Here is a 25,040-nt window from a genome sequence, read left to right on the forward strand (position 1 = left end):
ATATAATAGGCGAGAGTGCATCATGGCGAGTGCTTTACAGTCTTTTAACCCGGTGCTAAGCGTTGCGTTTACCTGAAACTTTGTAGCGGCTCATGACAGTCGGGCACAGTGCTTGCGAAACGTGAAGCAGTTACCGTCGAGTTAATAGGTCAGTAAACGGGTGCGTTGCCGTAGCTGTATGGCTAAATAAAAGTGATGTTTGGCGGGAAAATGAAGCAGTACCCAATACTGAACCCAATGACGCCACGCTAGAAATTGTACGCGACGTGTTATGAAAGTCGTAGTGGTTACTAAGCAGTAACGAGAGATTATGAATGTGATGTTAATATTAATTTGTACATCTATTAAAAATAAGGCTGCTTAGTCGCCTGAACCGGAGCTGTGTTATGGATGCTAGCGTCATGCCCACTACGTATGCATTATCCGCTGCCCAAACGGAGATTTGGCTCGCGCAGCAGCTGCATCCAGACAGCCCCGTGTACAACATTGCACAGTACACGGTGATCGAAGGGGCGATTGATGCGACCGTCTTTGAAGCGGCATTGCGTCAAGTGATCGATGAAGCTGACACCCTGCGCTTGCAATTTATCGATAGCGATGATGGGCTGCGGCAGAGAATCGGTACACCCGCATGGTCGATGCCGGTGCTGGACCTCACGGCGCAAGCCGATCCTCAGGCAGCGGCCCAGGCGTGGATGCGGGCCGATTATCAGCAGCCGGTGAATCTGATGCAGGGACCGCTTTTTTGCTATGCGTTGTTGAAAGTGGCGCCCGCGCAATGGATGTGGTACCAGCGCTATCACCATATCATTATGGATGGGTTAGGCCAGTATCTAATCGCGCAACGTGTCGCGCACGTATACAGCGCAATGTGTGCGGGCGGGGAGCCAAAGCCGTGCGCGTTGGGTTCGGTTCTGAAGCTGTTGAACAGCGATGCACAGTACCAGACCTCTGCTCAACGAGAGCGAGACGAAGCGTATTGGCTTAAGCACTGTGCCAATTGGCCCGAGCCCACGACGCTGGCGAGCCGTGCCGCATCGGCCTTACAGCACCGACTACGCCAGACAGCGTATGTGGCGACACAAGCGCTAGGCGACGCTGCGTCGGATGTGAGCCAACTGGCGCAGCTTCTCACCGCTGCGTTGGCCGCGTATTTGCACCGGCTGACCGGTGCGCAGGACGTGGTGCTGGGCTTTCCCGTGACGGCCCGCCTGGGCACGGATCGGCATATTCCCGGTACACTGGCGCACGATATTCCGCTGCGCTTCACGGTGCAGCCGGAAATGAACCTGTCGTCATTACTACAGCAAGCTGCGCAGATCCAGCGCGGCTTCCGGTATCAGCGCTACCCGAGTGAAGCGCTGCGGCGTCGATTGGGACTGCCGCCAGGGCAAGCGCTATTCGGTGCCGCAGTCAACGTAATGCCGTTCGACTACGATTTATCGTTCGATGGGTATCCGTCTACGAACCATAACCTGCTCAATGGTCCGGTTGACGATCTGATGCTCGGCGTTTATTGGACACCCAATAACTCTCAATGTCGGATTGACTTTAATGCGAATCCCGCATGCTACACAGCAGAAGAGCTCGAGGCACATCAGCGCCGGTTTGTTCGGTTCGTGCAAGCGTTGGCTGCGGATGCAACGCGGCCGATTTGCGGGTTCGATTTGCTGGATGCGGAGGAACGGCATCGGCTGTTGGTCGAATGGAACGCGACGCAGCAGGACTATCCGGCCCACCAATGTATCCACCAACTGTTCGAAGCGCAAGTGGAGCGCACATCCGAGGCGACAGCGCTAGTCTATGAAGACCAAGCCCTCAGCTATGCGGAGTTGAATGCACAGGCGAACCGCTTGGCGCATGAACTGATCGGACTGGGCGTGAAGCCGGATGCGCGGGTGGCAATCTGTGTGGAGCGTTCCCCAGCGATGGTAGTGGGACTGCTGGCGATCCTGAAAGCCGGAGGGGGTTATGTGCCGCTGGACCCAGCGTATCCTGGTGAGCGGCTCGCGCATATTTTAGAGGATGCGGCGCCAGAGATTGTATTGGCCGATGCGTCAGGCCGGGCAGCCCTGGGTGAGGTGGCCTTGGCTGATCGTACGGTGCTCGATCCTAACACACTGCCGGAGCAAGCTGAGACGAATCCCTCGGTGCCCGCGCTCACGTCCCGGCATCTCGCGTATGTGATCTATACATCGGGCTCCACCGGTATGCCAAAGGGGGTAATGGTGCATCACCAAGGCGTGGTCCGGCTGGTCAGAAATACCGATTACGTACAGGTCGAGCCGGAAGCGTGCTTTGCATTTGCGTCGAACATGGCGTTCGATGCGACGACTTTCGAAATTTGGGCGCCTTTGTTGAATGGAGCACGCATCGAGGTTATCGACCGAGATATTCTGCTTTCTCCTTCCGCACTAGCCTGTAAACTCAAGCAGAGTAGGGTGACAATACTATTTCTGACAACGGCGCTTTTTAATCAGGTCGCTAGAGAACAGGTTGACGCTTTTAGTGATCTGCATTATCTGTTGTTTGGAGGAGAAGCAGCAGATTCACAATGTGTATTTCGCGTTCTACAGAAAGCAAAGCTGCAGCACTTACTGCATGTCTATGGACCAACGGAGACAGTCACCTATGCGAGTTGGTATGAGGTGCGCAGCGTCAACCTAGACAAAAGCATCCCAATTGGCCGGCCGCTTGCGAACACGCGGATCTATCTGCTTGATGCGCACGGTCAGCCAGTGCCATTAGGCGCGGTTGGTGAGTTGTACATTGGTGGAGCAGGCGTGGCACGGGGTTATCTGAACCGTCCTGAGCTCACGGCCGAGTGTTTCGTGTGTGATCCGTTCGTTAACGAACCGGAAGCACGGATGTACAAGACGGGAGACTTGGCACGGTATCTTCCGGACGGGAACATAGAGTTCCTGGGGCGCAACGACCATCAGGTTAAGATCCGGGGCTTTCGGATCGAGTTGGGCGAGATCGAAGTGTGCCTGGCACAGCATGCGCAGGTGCGTGAGGCGGTAGTGTTGGCGCTGGGCGAAGGCCAAGACAAGCGGCTGATGGCGTATGTGGTGGCCGAGGCGGATGACGCCTTAGCCAGTACGTTGCGTACCCATGTCGCGGCAGCGTTGCCCGAGTACATGGTGCCCAGTGCGTTCGTGCGGCTGGATGCGTTGCCGCTGACGCCGAACGGCAAGCTGGACCGGCGGGCCTTGCCAGCACCGGATGCCGAGGCCTTTGTGCATCGGGCGTACGAAGCGCCGCAGGGTGAGCTCGAGACGACGCTGGCCGAGATTTGGTTCGAGCTGCTGGACGTAGAGAAGATCAGTCGTCACGATAGTTTCTTCGCCTTGGGTGGACACTCGCTGCTTGCAGTGCGGACGATCGAGCGTCTGCGCCGTCGCGGTCTGGAGATCTCCGTGCGGGCGTTGTTTGACACACCAGTGCTCAGCACGCTGGCCCAGTCGCTGGGTCAGCATCGTGAAGTGGTGGTGCCGCCAAATCGCATTACACCCGAGATGACCACGCTGACACCAGATTTACTGCCGCTGATTGAGCTGACACAAAGCGATATCAATCGTATCGTTGAACAAGTGCCGGGTGAGGTGGCGAACATCCAAGACATTTATGCGCTGTCGCCGTTGCAGGACGGCATCTTGTTCCACCATCTGCTAGCCAGCGAAGGTGACCCGTATTTGCTGATCGTGCAGTTGGCTTTCGACACGCGCGAGCGGCTTGACCGATATCTCAATGCGATCCAGCAGGTGATCAACCGCCACGATATTCTGCGTACTGCATTTGTCTGGGAAGGGCTGTCCACGCCTGCACAGGTGGTCTGGCGACAGGCGCTGCTGTCGGTGACGGAACTCATGTTGGATGCGAAGGATGGGCCGATTGCTGAGCAATTGGCGCAGCATTTCGATCCGCGCCACACACGGCTGGATTTGACGCAGGCGCCGTTGCTGCGTTTTGCGATTGCACAAGACACTGACGGCCGCTGGCTGCTGGTCCAGTTGTTGCACCATCTGGTGATCGATCACTCGACGCTGGAGGGAATGCACGAAGAGGTGCGGGCGTTTATCGAAGGCAAGGGCGGGACGTTGCCAGCGGCGCAGCCGTTCCGTAACCTGGTGGCGCAAGCGCGGCTGGGCGTGAGTCAAGCTGAGCACGAGCGTTTCTTCACCGAGCAGCTCGCTGACATCGAGGAGCCGACGTTGCCGTTTGGTTTGTCGGAGGTACATCGCGATGGCAAACAGGTCAGTGAAGCGTATAGGAGGTTGCCCCAAGCGTTGAATGACCGGCTGCGTACGCACGCCAAGCGGCTGGACGTGAGTCTGGCGAGCTTGTGTCACTTGGCGTGGGCTCAGGTGCTGGCGCGCACGAGTGGTCAGCAAAAGGTGGTGTTTGGCACAGTGCTGTTTGGCCGGATGCAGGCTAGTGAGGGTGTCGATAGTGCGATGGGGTTGTTTATCAATACATTACCGTTGCGGGTGGACTTGGAGGCCAGCGTGGAGTCAGCCGTGCGCGCTACGCATGCGCGGCTGGCTGCGCTGCTTGAACACGAGCATGCGCCGCTGGCGCTGGTGCAGCGCTGCAGTGGAGTGCCGGAGGGCACACCGCTATTCAGTGCGCTGCTCAATTATCGGCATAATGAAATATCGCGGCGCGAGCATTACCTGCTACCAGGTATTGAGCTGCTGAGTTCTAATAGGCGCACCAATTACCCGTTGATGCTGGCAATTGATGACTACGGGCAGGCGCTGGAGCTGAATGTACAGGTTGTGGAATCACTGGATCCCCACCGAGTATGCGGGTATATGCAGCAGGCACTGGAGAGCTTGGCTGAGGCGCTCGAGATGGAGCCTAAGAGGCCTATGCAACAGCTGGAGGTGTTACCCAATGAAGAACGGACTTTGCTGCTCGAGACGTGGAACGCGACGCAACAAAACTATCCAGCACACCAATGTATCCATCAACTGTTTGAAGCGCAGGCTGAGCGCACTCCCGAAGCCGTGGCGGTCGTATTTGGCGCGCAGCAAATCACGTACGCTGACTTGAACCGCCGGTCCAATCAGCTTGCGCGGCATCTTCGCACGCTGGAGGTGGGTCCTGAAACCGTGGTGGGCTTGTGCGTTGAGCGCTCCATTGAGATGGTGGTGGGCTTGCTGGGTATTCTTAAGGCCGGGGGGGTGTATGTGCCGTTGGACCCCAGCTACCCCGCAGAGCGCACTGCCTATATCTTGGAGGAAGCACGCGTTCCGGTCTTAGTCGTGCAGTCGCACCTTGAAGCCGCATTGCCGCCGATTTGTGCTCGGCGCGTGCGTCTGGATACCGATTGGGCTCAGATTGCCTCTGAACCGGATACACCGGTGGCAAGCAACGTGACGCCTGACAATCTTGCCTATATCACCTATACGTCGGGCTCCACAGGGCAGCCTAAAGGGGTGATGACGCGACATAGTGGTGCGGTCAATTATTTGAGCTTCCTGATTCGGCACTACAGTCTCACCGAGGCAGATGTCGTCTTGAATGTGGCAAGCCTGGTCTTTGACGCGTCGGTGCGTGATTTGTTTGGTCCACTGGCTTCAGGTGCGCGCGTGGTGCTGATCCCCACGGCACACGCTAAAGAGCCGGGCCAGTATGTATCGGTTATGAACGAGCAGTGCGTCACGAAATTGCTTAGTATCACGCCGAGCTTTCTACGCAGTGTCTGCCTGGCTGCTGAGAATCAGCGCATGAGTCATACGCTGAGCCTGATTCTGACGAGCGGAGAAGTGCTGGAGGCCGGTTTATGTGCTCAAGTGCATCAAATGCTGGGCGCTCAGGTCAGGGTGGTGAATCAGTATGGTCCGACCGAGTGCACGATGACATCGACGTGGTTCGAGGTTGTGTTGCAGCAAACGGGTACGGTCCCGATAGGCCGGCCAATTGCAAACACGCGGATTTACCTACTCGACACACACGGTCAGCCAGTACCGCAGGGAGCCATAGGCGAGCTGTACATTGGTGGAGCAGGCATCGCACGAGGTTACCTAAACCGTCCCGAACTGACGGCTGAGCGCTTCGTGCACGATCCGTTCGTGGGTGAGCCGGAAGCGCGGATGTACAAGACAGGGGACTTGGCCCGCTACTTGCCGAATGGAAACCTGATGTTCCTGGGCCGCACCGACCATCAGGTCAAGATTCGCGGTTTTCGGATTGAGATGGGCGAGATCGAGGCGTGCTTGGCGAAACACGCTCAGGTACGCGAAGCAGTGGTGTTAGCGCTGGACGAAGGCCAGGACAAACGTCTGGTGGCATATGTGGTGGCCAAGCCCGATGACGCGTTAGCCAGCACCTTGCGTACGCATGTGGCAGCAGCGTTGCCCGAATATATGGTGCCGGCTGCGTTCGTGCGGCTCGATGCATTGCCATTGACGCCGAATGGCAAGTTGGACCGACGTGCACTGCCGGCGCTAAACGCGGGAGCGTTTGCGCACCAAGCGTACGAGGCACCACAGGGCGAGCTGGAGACAACGCTGGCTCAGATTTGGTCCGAGCTGCTCGGTGCCGAGCAAGTAGGCCGACACGACGACTTCTTCGCGTTGGGTGGGCATTCGCTGCTGGCGCTGCGTTTGATGAACCGGGTGGTTGCGTTGGGCGTCGAATTGCCGCTGGCGACGTTGTTTGCTGCCCCGACGCTGGCCGGCTTGGCCGCCGCACTCGATGCGCAGCGCGCGGACGGTGCCGTGCTGCCGGCGATCACGCCGGTCTCGCGTGATGACGCGTTGCCGCTGTCGTTTGCGCAGCAACGGCTGTGGTTCCTCGCGCAACTCGATGGCGTGAGCGACTCGTATCATATCCCGCTGGCGTTGCGCCTGCGCGGCGCCTTGAACCGGGTAGCCTGGCAGCAAGCACTGGATGCGCTGTGGGGGCGTCACGAAGCGCTGCGCTCGGTGTTCGTGAGCGTCAAGGGCCAGCCGCAGGTGCAGCTGTTGCCCGCCGAGGCAGGGATGCCGATGACCTGGTATGACCTGCGCGGCGTGGTTGACGCGGCTACCCAGCTCGCCCAACTCAGCGCCGAGGCGGCCCAAGCGCCGTTTGACCTGGCGCATGGACCATTGATGCGCGCCTGCGGCATTCAATTGGCCGATGATGAGCACGTGATGTTGCTTGTGCAGCACCATATTGTCTCGGATGGTTGGTCGATCGGGGTGCTGGCGCGCGAACTGAATGCGTTGTACCGCGCGGCCTGTGACGGAAAGGCGAATCCGTTGCCGGCGCTGACGATCCAATATCCGGATTATGCGGCGTGGCAGCGGCAGTGGCTCTCGAGCGAGCGACTCAAGGCGCAAAGCGAGTACTGGCGCATGGAACTGGCCGATGCACCGGTGCTGCTGGAGCTGCCGACCGACCGGCCGCGTCCGGCGCAGCAATCGTTCGAGGGAGCCTACGTGCCGATTCGGATCGATGCGCCCACCACGCAAGCGCTGAGGCGTTTGAGCCAAGCGCAAGGCGCCACGCTGTTTATGACGGTGCTCGCGGCGTGGAGCGCGGTGCTCTCGCGGCTGTCGGGGCAAGAGGATCTGGTCATTGGCACGCCGAGCGCGAATCGTCATCACCCCCAAATTGAGCCGTTGATCGGCTTCTTTGTGAACACGCTGGCGTTGCGGGTGGATGTGTCGGGCGAGCCGAGCGCTGCGCAGTTGCTTGAGCGGGTGCGGCGCACGGCCCTGGAAGCACAAGCGCATCAGGATGTGCCGTTTGAGCAAGTGGTGGAGACCGTGCAGCCGCCGCGTCGGCTAGAGCATACGCCGCTGTTCCAGGTGATGTTCGCATGGCAGAGCAACGAAGCTGGAGATTGCCAGCTACCAGGTTTAGAAATCACGCCAGCGGACTTGGCTTACGACCGTGGTCAAGTTTGATCTGGACCTGCACTTGCATGAAGCAGGCGGGCAGATCGTCGGCGCTCTGTGCTATGCGACGGCGCTGTTTGATCGTGGGACGATCGAGCGACACGTCGGGTATTTGCAGACGATGTTGCAGGCGATGGCGGCTGACGCATCGCAATCTGTGACGCGCGTCGAATTGCTAGCGCCGGCCGAGCGGACTTTGTTGCTGCAGACATGGAACGCGACGCAGCAGGATTATCCGGCGCATCAATGCATTCACCAGCTGTTCGAAGCACAGGCGGAGCGCACGCCGGAGGCGACGGCGCTGGTGTATGAGGACCAGACGCTGAGCTATGCGGAGTTAAACGCACAGGCGAATCGCTTAGCGCATCAGCTGCTCGGACTGGGCGTGAAGCCGGATGCCCGGGTAGGGATCTGCGTGCAGCGTAGTCCTGCGATGGTGGCGGGGTTGCTGGCGATTCTGAAGGCGGGCGGGGCGTATGTGCCGCTCGATCCAGCGTATCCGGGCGAGCGGCTCGCGCATATTGTGCAGGATGCGGCACCGCAGATGGTGTTGGCCGATGCAGCGGGCCGGGCGGCACTGGGTGACGCAGCTTTGGCCGATCGCCCGGTGCTCGATCCGAACAGGCTGCCTGAGCAGCCGGAGACGAATCCGTCGGTACCGGCGCTGACGCCCCGTCATCTGGCGTATGTGATCTATACGTCCGGTTCGACCGGTATGCCCAAGGGGGTAATGGTCGAGCACGACCAGGTGGTGCGGTTGTTCGATGCGACACAATCTTGGTATCACTTCGACGAGAACGATACTTGGTGTCTGTTTCACTCCTTTGCCTTTGACTTTTCCGTGTGGGAGCTCTGGGGAGCATTGCGCCATGGTGGCAAGCTCATCATGGTTCCCCATCATGTTGTCCGTTCACCGCAAGATTTCCACCGATTAGTCTGCGAGCAGGGCGTCACTGTCTTGAATCAAACCCCAAGTGCGTTCAAGATGTTTATTGCCAGTCAAGCGCAAAGCGTATTAAGAGATCAGCTGCGCTATGTGATTTTTGGTGGCGAAGCGCTGGAGCCATCCATCTTACAAGCTTGGTATGCCACACGCGCAGGACAGGGTCCGCAATTGGTAAACATGTACGGGATTACCGAAACAACTGTGCATGTGACTTACCGACCGCTTCAGCTTTAGGACAGTACTCAAGTGGGCAGTCCGATTGGTGTGCGGATTCCTGATCTGAAGATCTATTTGCTAGACGCATATAAGCAGCCGGTGCCGTTGGGCGCGACGGGTGAGCTGTATATCGGTGGCGCGGGCGTGGCGCGCGGCTACCTGAACCGCCCGGAGCTGACCGCTGAGCGTTTTGTGCGCGATCCGTTCGCCTCTGAGCGCGATGCCCGGATGTACAAGACCGGGGACCTGGCGCGGTATTTACCGGACGGTAATTTAGAATTTCTGGGGCGCAATGACCATCAGGTCAAGATCCGGGGCTTTCGGATCGAGCTGGGGGAGATCGAAGCGTGCTTGGCGCGGCATGCTCAGGTACGCGAGGCAGTGGCGCTGGCCGTGGGTGAAGGCCAAGATAAACGACTGGTGGCGTATGTGGTGGCTGAGCCTGACGAGGCATTAGCGGGGACGTTGCGCACGCATGTGGCGGCAGCGTTGCCCGAGTATATGGTGCCCAGCGCGTTTGTGCGGCTCGACGCATTTCCCTTGACGCCGAACGGCAAACTGGACCGGCGTGCGCTGCCGGTGCCGGATGCGCAGGCATTCGCGCAGCAAGCGTACGAGGCGCCGCAAGGCGAGCTCGAGAGCATGCTCGCGGCGGTTTGGTCCGAGCTGCTGGGCATCGAGCAGGTCGGTCGGCACGATAACTTCTTCGCGCTTGGCGGGCACTCGCTGCTGGCGGTGCGCTTAATGGACCGGGTGGCCGCGCTGGGCATCGCATTGCCGCTGACGACGTTGTTTGCCGCCCCGACGCTGGCAGACCTAGCGCAGCGTGTATCGGCACAAGACAGTGTGCAAGATGATTCCTTTGCGGTACTACTGCCAATTCAGTCTCATGGTGCCCGACCTGCGCTTTTCTGTGTTCACCCCGTGACCGGGCTAAGTTGGCACTATCGAGGTCTCGCCAACCATTTGGAAGCCGATCAACCGGTCTATGGCTTACAAGCCCGTGGACTCGATGATGTCACTTCGCCCGCACTCACGATCGAGGCGATGGCGATGGACTATGTCCAGCAAATCCGCTGCATTCAGCCTGAGGGGCCTTACTATCTGCTGGGTTGGTCATTTGGCGGAAAAGTGGTGCACAGCATGGCCACGCAGCTCGAACAACAAGGCGAGCGAGTTGCGTTGTTAGCGGTGCTCGAAGACTGGCCAGCCGTATGTGCTGCGGGACCAGCAAAGTAACGTGATTACCGTTCAGGATGGCAAGCGCATCGTTCTCGCGCAATTCACCGTGCCGCTCGAAGTCCGCCAATCACGTCGGAACCAGCCCATGCCACAATCAGCGTAGAGCATCGTTTCTGGCCGTGAATAAGCGTTGACGGTCGGTACGAGATCACTTAGGCTTGGGCATCGTCCACGCGCTGATCGACGCCGGCTATCGTGTGCTGCTCATGCGCACAAGCGAGATCGTGCAGAAGCTACAGGCCGCGCGGCAAAGCCTGCAATTGCCCTCAGCTCTGGCCCAGCTCGCGCGCTTCGATTTGATCATCCTGGACGATCTGTCGTATGCCCGAAAGGACCAAGCCGAGACAAGCGTGCTGTTCGAACTGATCGCCGAACGGTATGAGCGCCGCAGCCTTCTGATCACCGCCAACCAACCGTTCTCGGGCTGAAACGGCATGACCGTGGCCGCGATCGACCGGCTCGTGCATCACTCAACGATCTTCGAAATGAACGTCGAGAGCTACCGCCGCCGCACAGCCAGCGACAAACAAACCGGTCAACGCCGACAATTCTCCAGCGACAATCACAAAGAAGGAGCGACAATCATGGCTGAATAACCACCGACAATCATCCCGGTCGACCGGCCAAGATAATTGTCGGTAAACCGGCCATTCTGCTTGACGCTATCCACCCAAGCGTTGGAACAAGCGGCGATCCTGAGCGAGGTGCAACCGCAGATCGCTGTTGTGGACCGCGGCTACAAGGGCGTAGCGATCGACGGCGTGAAAGTCTATCACCCGGGTTTGCGTCGTGGCATCAGACGCGGCTTGCGGGCAATGATCCGGCGGCGCAGTGCAATCGAGCCGGTCATTGGCCATATGAAAGCAAACGGCAAGCTTGATCGCAACTGGCTTAAAGGGGCACTAGGCGATGCCATCCATGCAGTGCTGTGCGGCGCCGGCCACAACCTGCGGATGATTCTCAGGAAGCTGCGGCTTTTTTACGCTCTGATCCGGGTTGTTCTGCTCAATCGCCAGGCTTACATGGTGTCGGCGGCATGAACTTACCGCAGAGCAACGTTAATTGTTCAGGACGGACTCGATAGCTTGACGCCGCTTCAAACGACGCTGTTGTGCCGGGTACAGCCTGTTGAGTTTTCCGCGATGCATCCCCTGTACGGGCGCAACCTGAGCATCCACACCACGAAAGTCTTCAATTGCTCGAACAGGCGGGCAACACGGACGTACGACACAGAGAATCCTTGTCGGCAGGCCTGTTGCCCGAACGCACAAGCGATCCACGTTTTCCCAGCGCCGGTTGGCCCCGTCAGGATGAGGTTCTGCGCATTGCGGATCCAGTCGCAGCTGGCGAGTGCAGCAACGACGCTCTTGTCGATACCGCGGTTCTGCCGGTACTCGATGTCCTCGATGCAGGCTTGGGGATTCTTGAGTTTGGCAGACTTCAGCAGCCGTTCGAGCCGCCGTGTATCGCGCCAGGCGAGTTCGCGTTCGACGACCATGCCGAAGCGCTCTTCGAACGACAGGCTGGCGCTGGCGGTCAACGCCGCCTGTTCCTCGAACGCGCGAGCCATGCCGTCGAGCTTCAGGGATTTGAGCTGGGTTAAGGTTTGCTGCATCAACATCGCGACCTCCTTCGGTCAGTGGTAATAGTCGGGCCCGCGTACGTTCTCGTGATCGGGCGAATGCCATTCAGTGAGAGGAATCGGGAGCATCGGCTGTCGGTCCAGACCGGATTCGAGGATCGACAGCACGGATCGACGGGTCGGTGAACCGATCACGAGTGCCCGCTGGCAGGCGGCTTCCAGCCGGTCCTTGCCGTACTTGCGCGAGAGCGACAGCAGTCCGAGGCACGCGCGGTACCCCATCTCGGGTGCGGCCGGTTGGTCAGCAAGTGTTTGGCGATCGCCTCGGCACCGGGACCGATGCAGGCGCCCCAGTTCAGCAATCTCTTGGGCGTCCATTCCATGTGGGCGCGGTGCGCCGCCGGCATGTGCTCGGGCAACGTCGTATGCTTGTTCCGGAGTCTACTGCGGACGTGAGCGGCAACGCGTTTGCCGCGGTGCAAGATCTCGACACCGTGGCGGGTGACGCGGGCGTAGACCTCTTGACGCACGAGGCTGTGCGCAACGCTGTAATAGTGGTGATCGACTTCGACGCGGTAGTCGATGCTGACGCGGCACTTCACGAAGGTCGCGATCTCGTATCGATGGGTCGGCAACGGGCGCAGCGCCAGTCTGTCGAGCCGCTCGAACCATTCGCGGCGGTTGCCGTCGAGCTTCTTCAACGGCCGTTGGTTCAGATCGGCGATCAGCTGGCCGATCGCCTTGTTCAGTTCGGCCAGGCTGTAGAACCGGTGATTGCGAAGCCGTGCGAGGATCCAGCGCTCTACGATCTGTACGCCGACCTTGACTTTCGCCTTGTCCTGCGGCTTGCACGGCCGCGCCGGCAACATGGCGGTCGCGTAGTGGTTCACGAAGTCCTGCGTGGTGTTGCCCAGCACCGGTTCGTAGCGATCGGCTTTGGCGATCAGCGCCTTGGGGTTGTCGGGCACCAGCAGTTCGGGAACGCCGCCGTAGAATTCCATCGCGTCGATCAGGCTGCCGATCCAGTCGGACATCGTCTCGGAACGCGTCGCACATGCGTACGTGTAGTTCGACGCGCCGAGCACGGCCACGAAGACGTGCGCTTTGAACGCGACGCCGCCATCGCGACTGAGGACCAACACGGTTTGCCCAGCGAAGTCGGCGAACAGCTTCTCGCCGGCACGGTGCTGTTGGCGCATCGAGCGCTTCAGCACTGCGGCCCAGTCCTTGTATCGCTGGCAGAACTGCGTATAGCGGTAGGTGCGCTGGCCGGGGTGGGCCTCAACATATTCTTCCCAGAGCAGTTGCAACGTCACGCCCTTACGGCGCAGGTCACGGTGCATCGCCGCGTAGTCCGGTTCAACCCTTCGGCTCGAGAGCGCCGTCTGCGCAGGCAGCTCCAACCTGATCTCGAGCTCGTCGTCGGCGAGTGCTTCGACGGCAGCCCAGTCGAGGCCCGCCGCGCTGGCGCGTGCGGCGTATGCCGAGATGGCGCCGACGCTGATGCCGATCGCCCGGCTGATCTGGCGGTGCGACAGGCCGCACGCCCACTTCAGCCGCAGTACTTCCTTCAGTTTGCGCATACTCATCCGATGTGCCGGCATCAACCTGTCCCCTAAAAAGAGACAAGGCTAACGCCCGTCGTTGATCACATGCGCAACACCACCGCCGAGCCGGAGCGGCCATCTCGTTTCGTTCGCGTGATCAGCTGTTTCGGTTCGCTCCGGGAACGTGATCACCCGTTTCGGCAAGATGATCGCTCGTTTCGGGAACCGGTGATCAGCGATCACCATCGATCGGAACCACTGATCACGTTCGCCTAAATACGCAATCTGTTCGCAGGCTCGGACCCAGGAGGCCACAGCGCGGCGGTGATCTATAGCTTGATCGGAACGGCGCGCCTGAACGGTGTCGAGCCATTTGCCTACCTGCGCGCGGTGTTCGAGCGCGTCGCCGATCATCCCATCAACCGCATCGACGAGTTACTTCCATGGCGCGTGGTGCCCACGGAGCACGTCGAGCAGCAAGCCGCATGAGAGCGACTCCAATGGCCCCAGCCCGCAAAAGCGCCTTGCGTTCCATCACCTCGCCAGCCCCCGACTATGTGCTGCGTGTCGAGCTGCAGCACATCAAACCGGCGATCTGGCGGCAAATCGTGGTGCCCGGTTCAATTAGGCTATGAAAGCTTCACGTCATATTGCTACTAGCGATGGGATGGGAAGGCGGCCATGCGCATGAATTCGTGTTCCGCAATACCAACTACGGCGAACCGGACCCCGACTACCCGAGCGATCCGCCGATGCTGGATGAAGCCAGGGTCACGCTGGTCAAAGCGTTGGGCGCGCTGAAGTCATTCACCTACATTTACGACTACGGCGACAACTGGCAGCATCGCATCAAGGTCGAAAAGGTGTTGCCCGCCAATGCGCAACTTCGCTCGCCTTTGTGCCTAGACGGACGCAACGCATGCCCGCCGAAGGACGTCGGCGGAGCCCCCGGATACATCGACTTTCTCGATGCAATCATCGATCCTTCGCACGAGGAACATGACCACTTCCTCAAGTGGTGCGGCGGCAGCTTCGATCCCGATGCGTTTGATCTCGACTTCGCAAATCAACGGCTCTTCGAAGTCAAATTCTGAACGTCTATGCGGCCTTGGGACGACACTTACATTGGATCTGCGGCAAACGACTGAAAGCCCTCATTCCAACGCTGACCGATGCGATGGCACGGCATGGTCACCTGACGCTATCAAAGCAGGTTTGCCAACGGCTGAGTCAGATCAGCGCCGCCACCATTGACCGTAAGCGCGCAATAAACCACGTGGCTTGCGCGACGCGACCGGTTGTGCGTCAGTCTGTTTGGTGGCCGTGCCGCACGCCCGCTGAGGACCGCGGCGCTGGCTTTTCCGAGGAAAGCCGACAATTCCGGGCTCGCGGGACGGCTTTTGCACTCGTGGAGGCAAACATCCTTGTAACAGTAGCCCAAGGCGCGCTCGTTACGAGGCATGACCACGCACGATCCGCTCAAGGCATGGAGTGCAGTCGCCGCCCATGTACATACGCGTATTTACATAGAGCGGCAAATAGTCTATAGTACATCCACAGTACACACATCAGGAACTGCTATGCATACCACCCGCGTTTTCAAGAATGGCAACTCGCAAGCCGTTCGCATTCCCGCCGACCTTGCTTACGACCGGAGCGATGTCGAAATCGAAATTGAGCGCGTAGGCGATGAGATCCGTATCCGTCCGATGCGTCGTCCGCTGACTGGCGTGCTCAAGAAGTTCGCGAAATTCGGGCCGGATTTCATGGCTGAAGGCCGCGGCGAGCAGGAGCAGGCGGAGCGCGAGGGATTGTGATGCCGCGCTTTATGCTCGACACAAACATGTGCATCTACCTGATGAAGAATCAGCCTGAAGAAGTCGCGAAGCGATTTGCGCAGTGCTACGTCGGGGATGTGGTTATGTCCGCAGTCACTTACGCTGAACTTGAATACGGCGTCGTAGTGTCTGCGAACCGAACTCGCGAGCGCCGCAATCTCGCCGCCCTAATCGAAGATATTCCTGTGGCCCCGTTCGACACTGCCGCAGCAACGGCCTACGGGCCTGTGCGCAAAGCGACGAGCGAGCGCAAGAAGGATGCTCTTGACAAGCTGATCGCCGCGCACGCGATTGCCCTGGACGTTATTCTCGTGACCAACAACGAGCGCGATTTTGCCAGCTATCCCGGTATCAGGCTCGAAAACTGGCTCAACAAGTAGAAAACTCTAACATGTTTATTAATCTCGAAGTTTGGAACGAAGAGCCTCGCCACGACCAGGGGAGTGAACAAGGTACGCGTAAATTCCTGTCATAAGCCTTGAAGTTATGAAATTCGCTCAACCTAAATGCCAGAGCACCGTCGCAATGCCAGTGCTGCCTCATCAAGGGCCTGGATCAAGGCAGGTGTGGGCGTCCATTGACTGCCTTGTACGGTAAAGCGGGCCGCGGCATCGACAACCTTAGCAGTGCCCTCCCTGTTGTTGCGGCCCAGTTTGGAGGCCAGGAAAACTTCAAACAGCGAGCTAACGCGCTGCTTGATTTGATCGACATTGAGACGGCCCTGCGCATCAAAAGTGACAATCACAAAATCCCGATTGATCAAGTGCATGGGCTTGCGATCCATCAAGGTGCGCGAGGCGCACGCGCTGATCTGCAAACTCCGGCAGGCGATGACTATCCGGAGCACCGAGCATGTTCCAGTAGCGCGTCATTCCTATCTTCAGGATGCCCTCGTCCGGCGTGATCAGAAATGTTCGAATCGTGTATCCCATTGCAATAACTTTGTTGTTGCTTCGGCACAATCGTGATCTCGTTCGTCACCGGGCCGCCTCATTTGCGCCAATTTGCGATCGACGCGTTCATATTTTAGGCCTTTCGCGCCTCAAACGCCTGATCGAACCGCCGGACTCGCTGCACTTCATCGCTGTGCAGATAGATCGACGTCGTCGGGATCGACGAATGGCGCAGATTGTCGTGCACCATGATCAGCTCGGCGCCCCGGGCCAGCGCATGTGACGCGTGAGTGTGCCGCATCCAGTGCGGGCTCGCGCGGCGCAGCTTCTCCGCCGTCGCGGGCCGCTGGGCGGGTCGCAGGGGCAGCCAATGATTAACACGAGCTCGCGGCTCATCATAGACGAGTAGCCTGCCTACCCGAAGTGCTTCCCGGTGCCCCTTGTCCCGGATGGTCGGACCATACGCCTAAAACTGCGCGGCGGGAACACGCGGGACACCGGTTCATATCATGCCAGTTACCAACACCATCGAGAGCATGCACATGTAACTGCGCAAGATTGTGAAGAACCGCGGCCACTTCCCGAGCGACGAAGCCGCCAGCAAACTGTTGTATCTGGCCTTGCGCAACATCGAAAAGGAAAGATGCCGCCTATCACTTGGCGGCAGGCGCTTAATCAGTTCGCCATTCTGTTCGGCGACCGGTTCACGAACACCATAAGCTGAGATCTTTTAACCGACCTCGGCACACAAGATTCCTGATACATCTGCCGAAACGAAAGAACATCATCGCACACATTCCGCGGTACAGCTCACGCGTGTTCGAGCAGGCGGCTTCGAGTGCGCGATCCAAGAACTGCTGAGCTAAAGCGCTGACGGTTACGCGTGCGCGTGATCCACGGTTCCACCGACAGGCGCATGCCGACCGCCTTCAGCACGGCCAGCAAGGTTTTCAAGGTGGGATTGTCTTTTAGCGAAAGCGCGCGATAAAGCGCCTCGCGCGTGATTCCTGCCTCGGCCGCAACCCATGCTAATCCGCCATAGGCGTGTGCAACCGTGCGCAGCGCTAGTAGAGCGCCGGCACGGTCTTTCGGATTATCGAGTGATTCCATCGCCGCTTTCAAGTATTCAATGGCCAGATCACGATCGGCGCGCAGCTCCGCGATTTCCTGCTCGTAATGTGACACGGTTGCCTTTGCCTTCGTCACGCTTGCCTCCGCTTCCAGTCAATCCAGTATTCCTTCGCACGCCGGATATCTGCCGTTTGCGAACGCTTATCGCCGCCGCACAGCAGGATCACGAGCGCATTGCCATGCCGCCCACAATAGACCCGGTAACCGGGACCGACGTGTACACGCAATTCCAGCACTCCTTCTCCAACCGGCTCACAGTCTCCGAAGTTGCTGCTTGAACTTGGCGCAGTCGAAGCCGCACGCGCGCCTGTGCAACGCGGTCGCGTAGCCCGTTAAGCCATTCTGTCAGGGGCTCGCGTCCGTTTTCTTGTCGGTATCGCAGCAGTTCAGTCATTCTTTATTGAAAATTAAAAGTTATTGGTAGTCACAGTTTAAGTGTGCGCCTGTCATCGGAACCGTGTTTTATTCTCACGGTGATGTCAGTCGCCGTCATTGTGCGGGTACCGGTTCGGGGGAGCTTGGCGTAGGAGATCACGTTATCGCGTCACTCGGTTGGCTGGGCAATGGGCTGTAGGGCAGGCGCGCTAGACTGCTGTCCATTTAAAGAGTGGGGGCGGTCGTGACCTCATTGAGGCATGGCTGCACGCTGGGTTCGCACGGCAAGCAGAGCGGGCCGGCCATTAGCGCTGTGGCTCCCGAGTGAGAGGTTCGACCGGCTCCTGGTCGCCCCAGTTCATCCGATGGCCGTGCACCGTCTGGCGGTGCCGCGTGTCCTCTTCCTCGTGCAAGTACAGGCTCGTGGTAGTCAGCGACATGTGCCCGAGGTTGTCGCGCACTGTGCGCAGATCGAGGCCGGCGTCAGCCTGATGCGAGCCGGCTGTATGCCGCAGCCAATGCGCCGAGGCGCGCACCAGTTCGTCGGCGCGATCGGCAAATTCTGGCCCGCGTGCGCGTAGCCACGACGCGGCGTCTCGGAAGATACGCTTGATCGCGTCATGCAGGGCGGAGCGCGACAGGCCGCGGCGCCCGCCTCGGAAGGGCACGACCAGCGGCGTGTCCTCGACCCGGCGGGGCAGCGGGGACAAGCCACACGCCTGCCGGTAGCGGGTCAGCTCGACGATCAGTTCCGGCGACGCGGGCACGCGCCGCGCGCGTTGCCCCTTACCCACGGTGTCAAGCCACCACTGGTCGTGTCCGTCCGAGCCCAGGCGCCGCGAGAAGTCGCCCATGGTGCCGTGGGCGACCTCGGAGAGGCGCAGGCCTTGCAGATAGAAGAGTGTGGTCAGCCAGCGGCAACGGGCATAGTACGCGCGCTGCGCCGTTGTTTCCTGGGGCAGCTGCTCGACAAAGTGTTTGACCTCATCCCATAGTGAGATCGACAGATAGCGCGTGACGCGGAGCGCCGAGCGCTTGGCGCGCTAGCGCAGTAGCGCCATCGGGTTGCTGCGCAGATAGCCAGCATCCACCAACCACGTGAACAGGCCGTTCAGGATGACCCGCGCTTGCCGCTGGCTGGCCGCGGACAGCGGCCCATTAAAGGGCCGCCAGCGCGCATCGCCGCGGGGATATTTGCCCCCGGTGGCCGACACCCAGCGGCTCGCGGGCTGCGGGTCGGCCAGGAACGCGTTGAACTGCTGTAGATCCTCGTGCGTGAGCAACGACAGCGGCTTGCCCCGTTGCACGACGGCCCACAGCAAGAGCCGCTCAGCCTCCTTGCGGTGGGTGTCGAACGTGGTTTTTGTGTCGGCGTAATTGGACAGCCAGGCGCGCACGGCGTCCAGGTCGTTACGCGCGGCGAGTTGCGCGGTCTCTCGCGCGCCGCGATTGGTGCCGTCGCGCCCGTCTAAATGCTCGGGCAACACGAGCGCCTCGACTGGTTGCACGGCGGTGAACGGGGTGAGGGACACGGTGGGGGGCGCTCCAAGGGCGGGGTCAACGAAACACGACGCTTCTAAAGCGTTACACGACATTACAGCCGTAATGTCGTGTAACGTGTCTTTAGTGTTAGAAATACAACGTATTACGTAGCATTATTGAAGGAAATGTTCCCCGGAAACTGCGATGAGTGATGTCCTGTCCCCCGATGCGGCGCTGACCACCGAGATCGCGCGCTTAAAAGCCACGCATTCAAACACGCGCGAGTTGTATCGCGAAGTGTGCGCGCTGTTGTTCTTTCGCTTTGGCATCACGCCCACCGCGAACCGCCTGTACCAGTTGGTGCGCAAGGGCAGCATGGGCACGCCCACGGCGGTGCTCAGCGAGTTCTGGCATGAGCTGCGTGAGAAAAGTCGTGTCAAGCTTGACCATCCGGATTTGCCCTCCGAGCTGCGCGACGCCGCCGGCACGCTCGTCGCGACGCTGTGGGAGCGAGCCGCGGCCACTGCGCACGCGGCGCTGGAAGACGTGCGTGCCGAAATGCGCCTCGAGCGCGACGCGGCCGCCGCCGAAGTAGCCGCCGCCCGCGAGGCTGCGGCGCACGCCGAACGCACTCTCGAAGAACCCCGCGCTGAGCGGCAAGCGCTGCAGGCGCAACTGGGGGACTCACGCCAGCACATTGGCACGCTGGAAGGCAGCTTGGCCGCGCTGCAGCGCGCGAGTGCTGAAGCTGAAAAAGCGCGGCGCGCGCGGCAGCGCATACCCACCCAGTCCGCATTGGGCCGCACCTCTGGCCCAATTAGGCGGCCACGCCCGCCGACGCGTGCGCTCAAAAAGAGTAGGTGACCCAGTCACCTACATGCGGCAACGCCTGAGCGAGGGATGGATCCTATAGTGTAGGAGCCAATGACTAAATTAACAACGCGTCACCAGACCTCAATGCGTAGCGCTATTTTAGGGGAAATGGTGGCGTGCTCATCGAGCACATCACTTACAAGGCCACCTCAGCGGCAAGTGCTTCCCACGGCGCCGTCAAGCGGCCGTCTTCCCGCACGACCAGACCGGCAACTTCTAGCGCTGCCACATCAGCATGCACGCGCTTGTAGTCACGCGATAAAGCGCATGCCAAAGCCTTGACGCTATCGGCGCCTTCTCGGTGCAAATAGCGTAGTAACTCCAGCCGTTTTGGCGTCAGCGCCGCCACCATTTCCTGCCACGAGAGAAAGGTGACGTGACTTTCCTTGAAATGCTCGCCTTTGGCCGCGCGCTCAAAGGCATTCACGAACCGCTGCCCCATATCACGTGCGCCACTCACATGGACTGTCAGTTTGCTCATTTTCCGCTCCTTTCGCGTTCAACATCCCCCAAAAAGTCCCTCACCATCTGTTCCGCCGTCGAAAAAACGTAGGGCACTTCATGGTCACGATAGTGGCGATGGTCGCCCTTGCCGCGTTCATTATCGTAGCCAATGATTCTTGCGCTGCCCTGACCATAGAACAGGCTGTATTTCAAACCATGGGGTCTTTCCGCATCGCATTCGGGCAATCGCCAGATCCGCATTTCAAGAATGGCTCCGTCCGGATAAACCATTCGATCCTCAAATAACAGCGTCGCCTTCTTTTTCATATGGCGTATTTTGCCATACGCCAGCTTATGGCGTCAACTGCCATAGTTAGAGGCACAAAGTGCTTGCCAATCGTGTTGCGTGTTTCTCGCGTCGGTCGGCAGTTCGCTAAACGCCGACGTGCGTCCGGATGGCGTAATGCTGGCCCCGGCCCGCCGCAAATATTCGCTGGACGACCTTATTGCCCAATGCGACATGAAGACTTTTTTTCCGGAGGACATGGCGGCATGGAGTGAGGTCAAACCGGTGGGGCGTGAGGCTTGGTGAGGCGGGTCAAGTTCGCGCGGGGCGATATCGTGCGCGTGAGCCTAAACTCGACTGCCGGGCGAGAGCAGCAAGGTGATTTTCGCCCAGCGCTCGTTCTATCTGCGGCGGCGTTCAACGCCTTGGGCGTGGCGCTCGTTGCCCCGATCACCCAGGGCGACGCCTCTGCTCGCTTTGCTAGGTTCGCCGTACCGCTTTCCGGTTCTGGAACCGAGACGCAAGGTGTAGCGCTCGTCAACATGGCGCGTATGCTCGACCTGGAGGCGCGCGGCGCGCGTAAGCTCGAACGTGCGCCGGTTGAAGTGGTTGAGGACGCGCTGGCTCGGTTTCAGACGATTATTGAATGAGGACAACGCAATGAGCAACAAGTTCTGGAACTTGATGTACGCGCTGAACAACACGAAGCGGTGGGTCGGCGACGCGAACAATCCGCAAGCGCGCTAGTTTGCGATGCAAGGCGCTTTCGTCAACATGAGTGGATGCTCGCGCAGCGCAAACTTTGCCCCCCGAGCTGCGCGACGCCGCCGGCACGCTCCTCGCGACGCTGTGGGAGCGGGCCGCGGCCACTGCGCACACGGCACTGGAAGAGGTGCGTGCCGAAATGCGCCTCGAGCGCGACGCGGCCGCCGCCGAAGTAGCCGCCGCCCGCGAGGCTGCGGCGCACGCCGAACGCACTCTCGAAGAACCCCGCGCTGAGCGGCAAGCGCTGCAGGCGCAACTGGGGACTCACGCCAGCACATTGGCACGCTGGAAGGCAGCTTGGCCGCGCTGCAGCGCGCGAGTGCTGAAGCTGAAAAAGCGCGGCGCGCGCGGCAGCGCATACCCACCCAGTCCACATTAGGCCGGACCTCTGGCCCAATTAGGCGGCCACGCCCGCCGACGCGTGCGCTTAAAAAGACTTCGTGACGCAGTTATCGACATTCGCTTTTTATACAAAGGCTCATGTGGCCGCAGGCCGGTTAGCAAGCATAGGCACTGCGCGCACCAAAAGTGAGGCCGCTTGGCGTATGATTTTTCCGCATTAAGAAGCTACCCCAATCAAAAATATAGTGTGTCTTGCTGGCCATCGCTTGATGAGATACAATGTATCTCAAATGATAGGAGGTCGCAATGGCTACAACGACAATGGTTCACATTCGTATTGACGAGACCGTCAAAGCGCAGGCTGCGCAAACGTTAGCCTCGATGGGGCTGACTGTCTCCGATGCCATTCGAGTCTTCCTGACGCGCATCGTGGCAGACAAAGCGCTGCCCTTTGCGATCCAAGCGCCCAATGCGGCCAGCCGTGCCGCCATGGCTGAAGCCCGCGAAATCATCGAGAGCCGCCACGTTCGCTTCGCAACTTCCGACGCCTTGATGAATGACCTTGAAAAGAACACCCGCAAGTAAGCGGGCCACTCTGCCGCGCGCGTCAGATTACACCAAAGCATTTCTCAAGGACTGGCAACGCCTGTCTTACTCGGGCCGGTACGATATGAACCGGTTGAAAGAGGCCATGACGTTGCTTATTGCCAATGATGGCCCGCTTGCTGCTGAGTGGTTGGATCACTCGCTTGCGGGCGAGTGGGACAGTCACCGGGAGTGTCACATTGGGGGCGATTTTCTGCTTATTTATAAGCTCGCTGATATCGGCAAGCATAGCTTAGTGATCTTCGTCCGAGCGGGCACGCATTCCGAACTTTTTTCTTAACAGGACAAAAGGGCCTTCACTGCGTGCTCGACGTCCCACATCAGGCCAGCCCTTGTCTCACGCAAAGTCATACTGACTTACCTTGGATGAAACCGGTTGTTTGCAAAAACGCGGCGGGGAGCAGCGCCGTCTTACAACCTGCCCAACGTTCGTTTGTCGGCCGTCGAGTTAATAGAGCATGTAATCGCTCTGGCAAGTGTCTCGAACTCGAGATGACTGATCGTGCACCGTGAATCAGTAAGGTACGTAAATAGACGTCACCGCGTTTGCTGATGCCGCCCAGCCGGACTTTGCCACCCGAGCTGTTCTGTCGCGGCACGAGGCCAAGGTAGGCCGCAAATTCCCGACCGGAGCGGAAAGTTTTCGCTTGACCGATAACCGACACCGCTGCAGTTGCCGTCAACGGGCCAACGCCCGGAATTTCCGAGATACGACGGCATGCTGGGTCACCGCGTCGCCATTCGAGGATGCGCTGCTCGATGCGTTGAATTTGATCGTCGAGCAGATGAAGCCGAGACAATTGATCCCGAAGACTATCGATCAGCATTGCCGGAAACTGATCGGCCAGCGTCGCGATCGCCGCTTGAGCGGCCTGGATCGATGGGCGTCGCCCTTGTGGCAAAACGACGCCGAATTCATAGAGTAATCCTCGCAATTGATTGACTTGCATGACGCGGATCCGGACCAGTTGCTGGCGCATTCGATGTAGCGCCAACATCGCCTGTTGGTGCGCCGATTTGACGGCAACAAAGCGCATGCCTGGGCGCTGGGAAGCCTCCCAGATGGCGGCCGCGTCTGCCGCGTCGTTCTTATTCGACTTGACGAACGGGCGCACGAACTGGGCAGCAATGAGCCTGACTTCGTGCCCAAGCCTGCTCAGTTGCCGAGCCCAGTGGTGGGCGCTACCGCACGCCTCCATGACGATCCGGGCCGCTGGCCGGTTGGCGAAGAACGGTAACATCTGGGCACGCTTGAGCGCCTTGCTGTGAATCGTGCCGTCCGTATCGACAAAGTGGATCTGAAAAACGCGCTTAGCCAGGTCGATGGCGATCGTCGTGGGCTCCATTGAATCTCTCCTTCACGAAAGAACGGAAAAGACACTGTCGCATATTTGCACCGAAACCAAGCACCCAGCTCAGTCGCTGGAACAGCTGCTGAGGCGGGAGGCGACCATTCCATCTACTTGGTTTCTACACGCTATTAATGCGATAATATAGATTATGTAAATTAATCTATTCGTCAAAAATTACACGCGCAACGTATAGAGCGCTCGCCCGCAACCTGCCGCGTCGGCTCCGCTGCCACCACAGCTGCCCCGCTCCGCGTGGGCAAACCCGCTGGTTAAGCAGCCCACCACCTACCGGGTCTGCCAACCGAGTTGATCGCGCGCATTGGTGACTATGTTCCCGTTCAAGACATGATGTCGTTTTCCACCGTCGATCGACGCACCTATCATGCAATGCAAACTAGGCGCCTGGTCCATCGCTATTGGCGGCGGGCAAACAGGCCACGAGTCGTGAATCAGTCAACCAGCTGCTCAATGAAATGGGCGGCACGCTCGCCAATCCAGCGCAGCATGCCGAACCCTTGGAAGTTCTCGGCGCCAGCTCAGGCACGAATCCAGAGCTCAAAAGTATGTCCGATTAACTGCGGAATCAGCGCGGGATGAATTGCTAGCAGCATCGGCAGCAACAACGCGACGACCAACGCCACGCGCTCAAAGGCACGCGCGCACAGCCCAAGCAATCAGCAAGCCAGCCAAGAGAAAACGCCAGTATCGCCAGCAGATATGTGCTCGCTTTACACGTTGGTGTCGAGACTGATGTCCCCCGTACTTTCCTCGCTAAGGCCGTCAACGGCGCCTGCCACGCGCACACAGGAGGCCGCTTGCAAAGCCCAGTACCGCCACGGTCGCCAACGCCTTGAAAGGTTTGTTCATGACAGTGGCACGCAGACCTTTTACCATGCCTTCGTAAGCCATTTGTATCGACGCCGTGGCTTGATGAAACTGGTCAGACAACTGATCGGCTTGGTTTGCAGCCTGATCGACAGCCTCGTGCGCCTTATCCGTGACCTTTTTCAATTCGCCTTCGCCCGACGCGTGACCAACGGTTTCTTGAGCCTTATCTGTGACTTTTTTGATACCGCTTTGGACCAAATTGTTCAACATGTTATCTCTCCATCAGTACTGGCTTTATGTAATAGCCCGGAGCGATTGGTTTGCTCTGGCAACCGGCCATACGCATAACATATATATGCGCAATGGACCGTGGCGCCGGTGCTGCCGCAATTTGTGT

At 59.3% G+C, this 25,040-nt stretch carries 14 protein-coding genes and 15 pseudogenes; 17 read left to right on the forward strand and 12 right to left on the reverse strand.

Translation table 11 applies throughout. The features are described from left to right. Positions 1-386 precede the first annotated feature (386 nt). From RBRH_RS20980 to RBRH_RS13285, 4 genes and pseudogenes are all read left to right on the forward strand, one after another. Positions 387-7,904 carry an amino acid adenylation domain-containing protein gene (locus RBRH_RS20980; RefSeq protein ID WP_013428565.1) on the forward strand — a complete coding sequence of 2,506 codons (7,518 nt, stop codon included), beginning with the start codon at positions 387-389 and terminating at the stop codon, positions 7,902-7,904. Then, a pseudogene (locus RBRH_RS21435) lies at positions 7,891-10,296 on the forward strand (non-ribosomal peptide synthetase). Before RBRH_RS20980 ends, RBRH_RS21435 begins: the two are co-directional and overlap by 14 nt. A gap of 146 nt (positions 10,297-10,442) precedes the next feature. Further along, positions 10,443-10,895: pseudogene (locus RBRH_RS16790) on the forward strand (ATP-binding protein); the annotation flags it as partial. Between the two features lie 75 nt (positions 10,896-10,970). Next, positions 10,971-11,339, forward strand: a pseudogene (locus RBRH_RS13285) (IS5/IS1182 family transposase); the annotation flags it as partial. Between the two features lie 149 nt (positions 11,340-11,488). On the opposite strand, the pseudogene istB reads toward RBRH_RS13285, so the two are convergent. Both istB and istA read right to left on the reverse strand, forming a co-directional pair. After that, a pseudogene (gene istB / locus RBRH_RS13290) lies at positions 11,489-11,920 on the reverse strand (IS21-like element ISBmu3 family helper ATPase IstB); the annotation flags it as partial. Positions 11,921-11,935: 15 nt separating this feature from the next. After that, a pseudogene (gene istA, locus RBRH_RS13295) lies at positions 11,936-13,485 on the reverse strand (IS21 family transposase). A 228-nt stretch (positions 13,486-13,713) separates the two neighbouring features. Here istA and RBRH_RS17780 point away from each other — a divergent pair. The 5 genes and pseudogenes from RBRH_RS17780 to RBRH_RS13315 form a co-directional block, all read left to right on the forward strand. Continuing rightward, positions 13,714-13,917: pseudogene (locus RBRH_RS17780) on the forward strand (transposase domain-containing protein); the annotation flags it as partial. An 11-nt stretch (positions 13,918-13,928) separates the two neighbouring features. Then, a pseudogene (locus RBRH_RS13305) lies at positions 13,929-14,522 on the forward strand (plasmid pRiA4b ORF-3 family protein). A gap of 35 nt (positions 14,523-14,557) precedes the next feature. Continuing rightward, positions 14,558-14,686: pseudogene (locus RBRH_RS21440) on the forward strand (ISNCY family transposase); the annotation flags it as partial. A gap of 322 nt (positions 14,687-15,008) precedes the next feature. Continuing rightward, positions 15,009-15,245 (forward strand): antitoxin, encoded by a 237-nt coding sequence (locus RBRH_RS13310; RefSeq protein WP_041754719.1) that lies wholly within the window; start codon positions 15,009-15,011, stop codon positions 15,243-15,245. After that, positions 15,245-15,646 (forward strand): type II toxin-antitoxin system VapC family toxin, encoded by a 402-nt coding sequence (locus tag RBRH_RS13315; protein ID WP_041754720.1) that lies wholly within the window; start codon positions 15,245-15,247, stop codon positions 15,644-15,646. The genes RBRH_RS13310 and RBRH_RS13315 overlap by 1 nt, the downstream gene beginning before the upstream one ends. A 122-nt stretch (positions 15,647-15,768) precedes the next feature. Here RBRH_RS13315 and RBRH_RS13320 read toward each other — a convergent pair whose 3' ends face one another. The 3 genes and pseudogenes from RBRH_RS13320 to RBRH_RS13325 form a co-directional block, all read right to left on the reverse strand. After that, on the reverse strand, positions 15,769-16,035 hold the full coding sequence (locus RBRH_RS13320) for a hypothetical protein (protein WP_157864530.1): 267 nt from the start codon (positions 16,033-16,035) through the stop codon (positions 15,769-15,771). Further along, a complete protein-coding gene (locus tag RBRH_RS19695; protein WP_013428580.1) occupies positions 15,995-16,198 on the reverse strand; it encodes a hypothetical protein in 204 nt (67 codons plus the stop codon). Before RBRH_RS19695 ends, RBRH_RS13320 begins: the two co-directional genes overlap by 41 nt. A gap of 94 nt (positions 16,199-16,292) precedes the next feature. Then, positions 16,293-16,511, reverse strand: a pseudogene (locus tag RBRH_RS13325) (tyrosine-type recombinase/integrase); the annotation flags it as partial. A gap of 154 nt (positions 16,512-16,665) precedes the next feature. Here RBRH_RS13325 and RBRH_RS20505 point away from each other — a divergent pair. Then, positions 16,666-16,883, forward strand: a pseudogene (locus RBRH_RS20505) (transposase); the annotation flags it as partial. Positions 16,884-16,969: 86 nt separating this feature from the next. On the opposite strand, the gene RBRH_RS13330 reads toward RBRH_RS20505, so the two are convergent. The 3 genes and pseudogenes from RBRH_RS13330 to RBRH_RS13340 all read right to left on the reverse strand — a co-directional run bounded on the left by RBRH_RS13330 (position 16,970) and on the right by RBRH_RS13340 (position 19,197). Further along, positions 16,970-17,365 (reverse strand): helix-turn-helix domain-containing transcriptional regulator, encoded by a 396-nt coding sequence (locus RBRH_RS13330; protein WP_013428582.1) that lies wholly within the window; start codon positions 17,363-17,365, stop codon positions 16,970-16,972. Beyond that, a pseudogene (locus tag RBRH_RS13335) lies at positions 17,362-17,684 on the reverse strand (type II toxin-antitoxin system RelE/ParE family toxin). The gene RBRH_RS13330 and the pseudogene RBRH_RS13335 overlap by 4 nt, the downstream one beginning before the upstream one ends. A gap of 286 nt (positions 17,685-17,970) precedes the next feature. Further along, positions 17,971-19,197 (reverse strand): annotated as a pseudogene (locus tag RBRH_RS13340) (tyrosine-type recombinase/integrase). A gap of 154 nt (positions 19,198-19,351) precedes the next feature. On the opposite strand from RBRH_RS13340, the gene RBRH_RS21445 reads away from it, so the two are divergent. Next, the gene (locus RBRH_RS21445; RefSeq protein WP_013428586.1) at positions 19,352-20,011 is read left to right on the forward strand and encodes a DNA-binding protein; all 660 of its coding nucleotides are present in this window, start codon (positions 19,352-19,354) and stop codon (positions 20,009-20,011) included. A gap of 145 nt (positions 20,012-20,156) precedes the next feature. Here RBRH_RS21445 and RBRH_RS13350 read toward each other — a convergent pair whose 3' ends face one another. Beyond that, positions 20,157-20,501: an HVO_A0114 family putative DNA-binding protein gene (locus tag RBRH_RS13350; RefSeq protein ID WP_013428587.1), complete on the reverse strand. Its 345-nt coding sequence runs from the start codon at positions 20,499-20,501 to the stop codon at positions 20,157-20,159. Further along, a complete protein-coding gene (locus RBRH_RS13355; RefSeq protein WP_013428588.1) occupies positions 20,498-20,791 on the reverse strand; it encodes a toxin-antitoxin system TumE family protein in 294 nt (97 codons plus the stop codon). Before RBRH_RS13355 ends, RBRH_RS13350 begins: the two co-directional genes overlap by 4 nt. A gap of 88 nt (positions 20,792-20,879) precedes the next feature. Between RBRH_RS13355 and RBRH_RS20985 the strand changes: the two are divergent. From RBRH_RS20985 to RBRH_RS13380, 5 genes and pseudogenes are all read left to right on the forward strand, one after another. Further along, positions 20,880-21,056 (forward strand): annotated as a pseudogene (locus RBRH_RS20985) (AbrB/MazE/SpoVT family DNA-binding domain-containing protein); the annotation flags it as partial. After that, positions 21,050-21,400 carry a type II toxin-antitoxin system ChpB family toxin gene (locus tag RBRH_RS13365; protein ID WP_013428590.1) on the forward strand — a complete coding sequence of 117 codons (351 nt, stop codon included), beginning with the start codon at positions 21,050-21,052 and terminating at the stop codon, positions 21,398-21,400. The pseudogene RBRH_RS20985 and the gene RBRH_RS13365, both read left to right, overlap by 7 nt. A 128-nt stretch (positions 21,401-21,528) precedes the next feature. Next, positions 21,529-21,894 carry a DNA-binding protein gene (locus RBRH_RS13370; RefSeq protein ID WP_013428591.1) on the forward strand — a complete coding sequence of 122 codons (366 nt, stop codon included), beginning with the start codon at positions 21,529-21,531 and terminating at the stop codon, positions 21,892-21,894. Between the two features lie 269 nt (positions 21,895-22,163). Beyond that, a complete protein-coding gene (locus RBRH_RS13375; RefSeq protein ID WP_013428592.1) occupies positions 22,164-22,442 on the forward strand; it encodes a type II toxin-antitoxin system RelB/DinJ family antitoxin in 279 nt (92 codons plus the stop codon). Then, positions 22,414-22,743 (forward strand): type II toxin-antitoxin system YafQ family toxin, encoded by a 330-nt coding sequence (locus RBRH_RS13380; protein ID WP_013428593.1) that lies wholly within the window; start codon positions 22,414-22,416, stop codon positions 22,741-22,743. The genes RBRH_RS13375 and RBRH_RS13380 overlap by 29 nt, the downstream gene beginning before the upstream one ends. A 151-nt stretch (positions 22,744-22,894) precedes the next feature. On the opposite strand, the pseudogene RBRH_RS13385 reads toward RBRH_RS13380, so the two are convergent. Then, positions 22,895-23,809: pseudogene (locus RBRH_RS13385) on the reverse strand (IS110 family RNA-guided transposase); the annotation flags it as partial. 208 nt (positions 23,810-24,017) lie between these two features. On the opposite strand from RBRH_RS13385, the pseudogene RBRH_RS20510 reads away from it, so the two are divergent. Further along, positions 24,018-24,342: pseudogene (locus tag RBRH_RS20510) on the forward strand (hypothetical protein); the annotation flags it as partial. Between the two features lie 253 nt (positions 24,343-24,595). On the opposite strand, the gene RBRH_RS13390 reads toward RBRH_RS20510, so the two are convergent. Next, positions 24,596-24,913 (reverse strand): hypothetical protein, encoded by a 318-nt coding sequence (locus RBRH_RS13390; RefSeq protein WP_013428596.1) that lies wholly within the window; start codon positions 24,911-24,913, stop codon positions 24,596-24,598. Between the last annotated feature and the right edge of the window lie 127 nt (positions 24,914-25,040).

The organism is Mycetohabitans rhizoxinica HKI 454 (assembly GCF_000198775.1).
Lineage (GTDB): Bacteria > Pseudomonadota > Gammaproteobacteria > Burkholderiales > Burkholderiaceae > Mycetohabitans > Mycetohabitans rhizoxinica.

Coding starts and splice junctions, on each gene's coding strand:
- RBRH_RS21445 (WP_013428586.1), top strand. CDS start 19,352: ATGAGTGATGTCCTGTCCCCCGATGCGGCGCTGACCACCGAGATCGCG.
- RBRH_RS20980 (WP_013428565.1), top strand. CDS start 387: ATGGATGCTAGCGTCATGCCCACTACGTATGCATTATCCGCTGCCCAA.
- RBRH_RS13380 (WP_013428593.1), top strand. CDS start 22,414: ATGACCTTGAAAAGAACACCCGCAAGTAAGCGGGCCACTCTGCCGCGC.
- RBRH_RS13310 (WP_041754719.1), top strand. CDS start 15,009: ATGCATACCACCCGCGTTTTCAAGAATGGCAACTCGCAAGCCGTTCGC.
- RBRH_RS13390 (WP_013428596.1), bottom strand. CDS start 24,913: ATGTTGAACAATTTGGTCCAAAGCGGTATCAAAAAAGTCACAGATAAG.
- RBRH_RS13375 (WP_013428592.1), top strand. CDS start 22,164: ATGGCTACAACGACAATGGTTCACATTCGTATTGACGAGACCGTCAAA.
- RBRH_RS13355 (WP_013428588.1), bottom strand. CDS start 20,791: ATGAAAAAGAAGGCGACGCTGTTATTTGAGGATCGAATGGTTTATCCG.
- RBRH_RS19695 (WP_013428580.1), bottom strand. CDS start 16,198: ATGGGATACACGATTCGAACATTTCTGATCACGCCGGACGAGGGCATC.
- RBRH_RS13320 (WP_157864530.1), bottom strand. CDS start 16,035: ATGCACTTGATCAATCGGGATTTTGTGATTGTCACTTTTGATGCGCAG.
- RBRH_RS13315 (WP_041754720.1), top strand. CDS start 15,245: ATGCCGCGCTTTATGCTCGACACAAACATGTGCATCTACCTGATGAAG.
- RBRH_RS13350 (WP_013428587.1), bottom strand. CDS start 20,501: ATGAGCAAACTGACAGTCCATGTGAGTGGCGCACGTGATATGGGGCAG.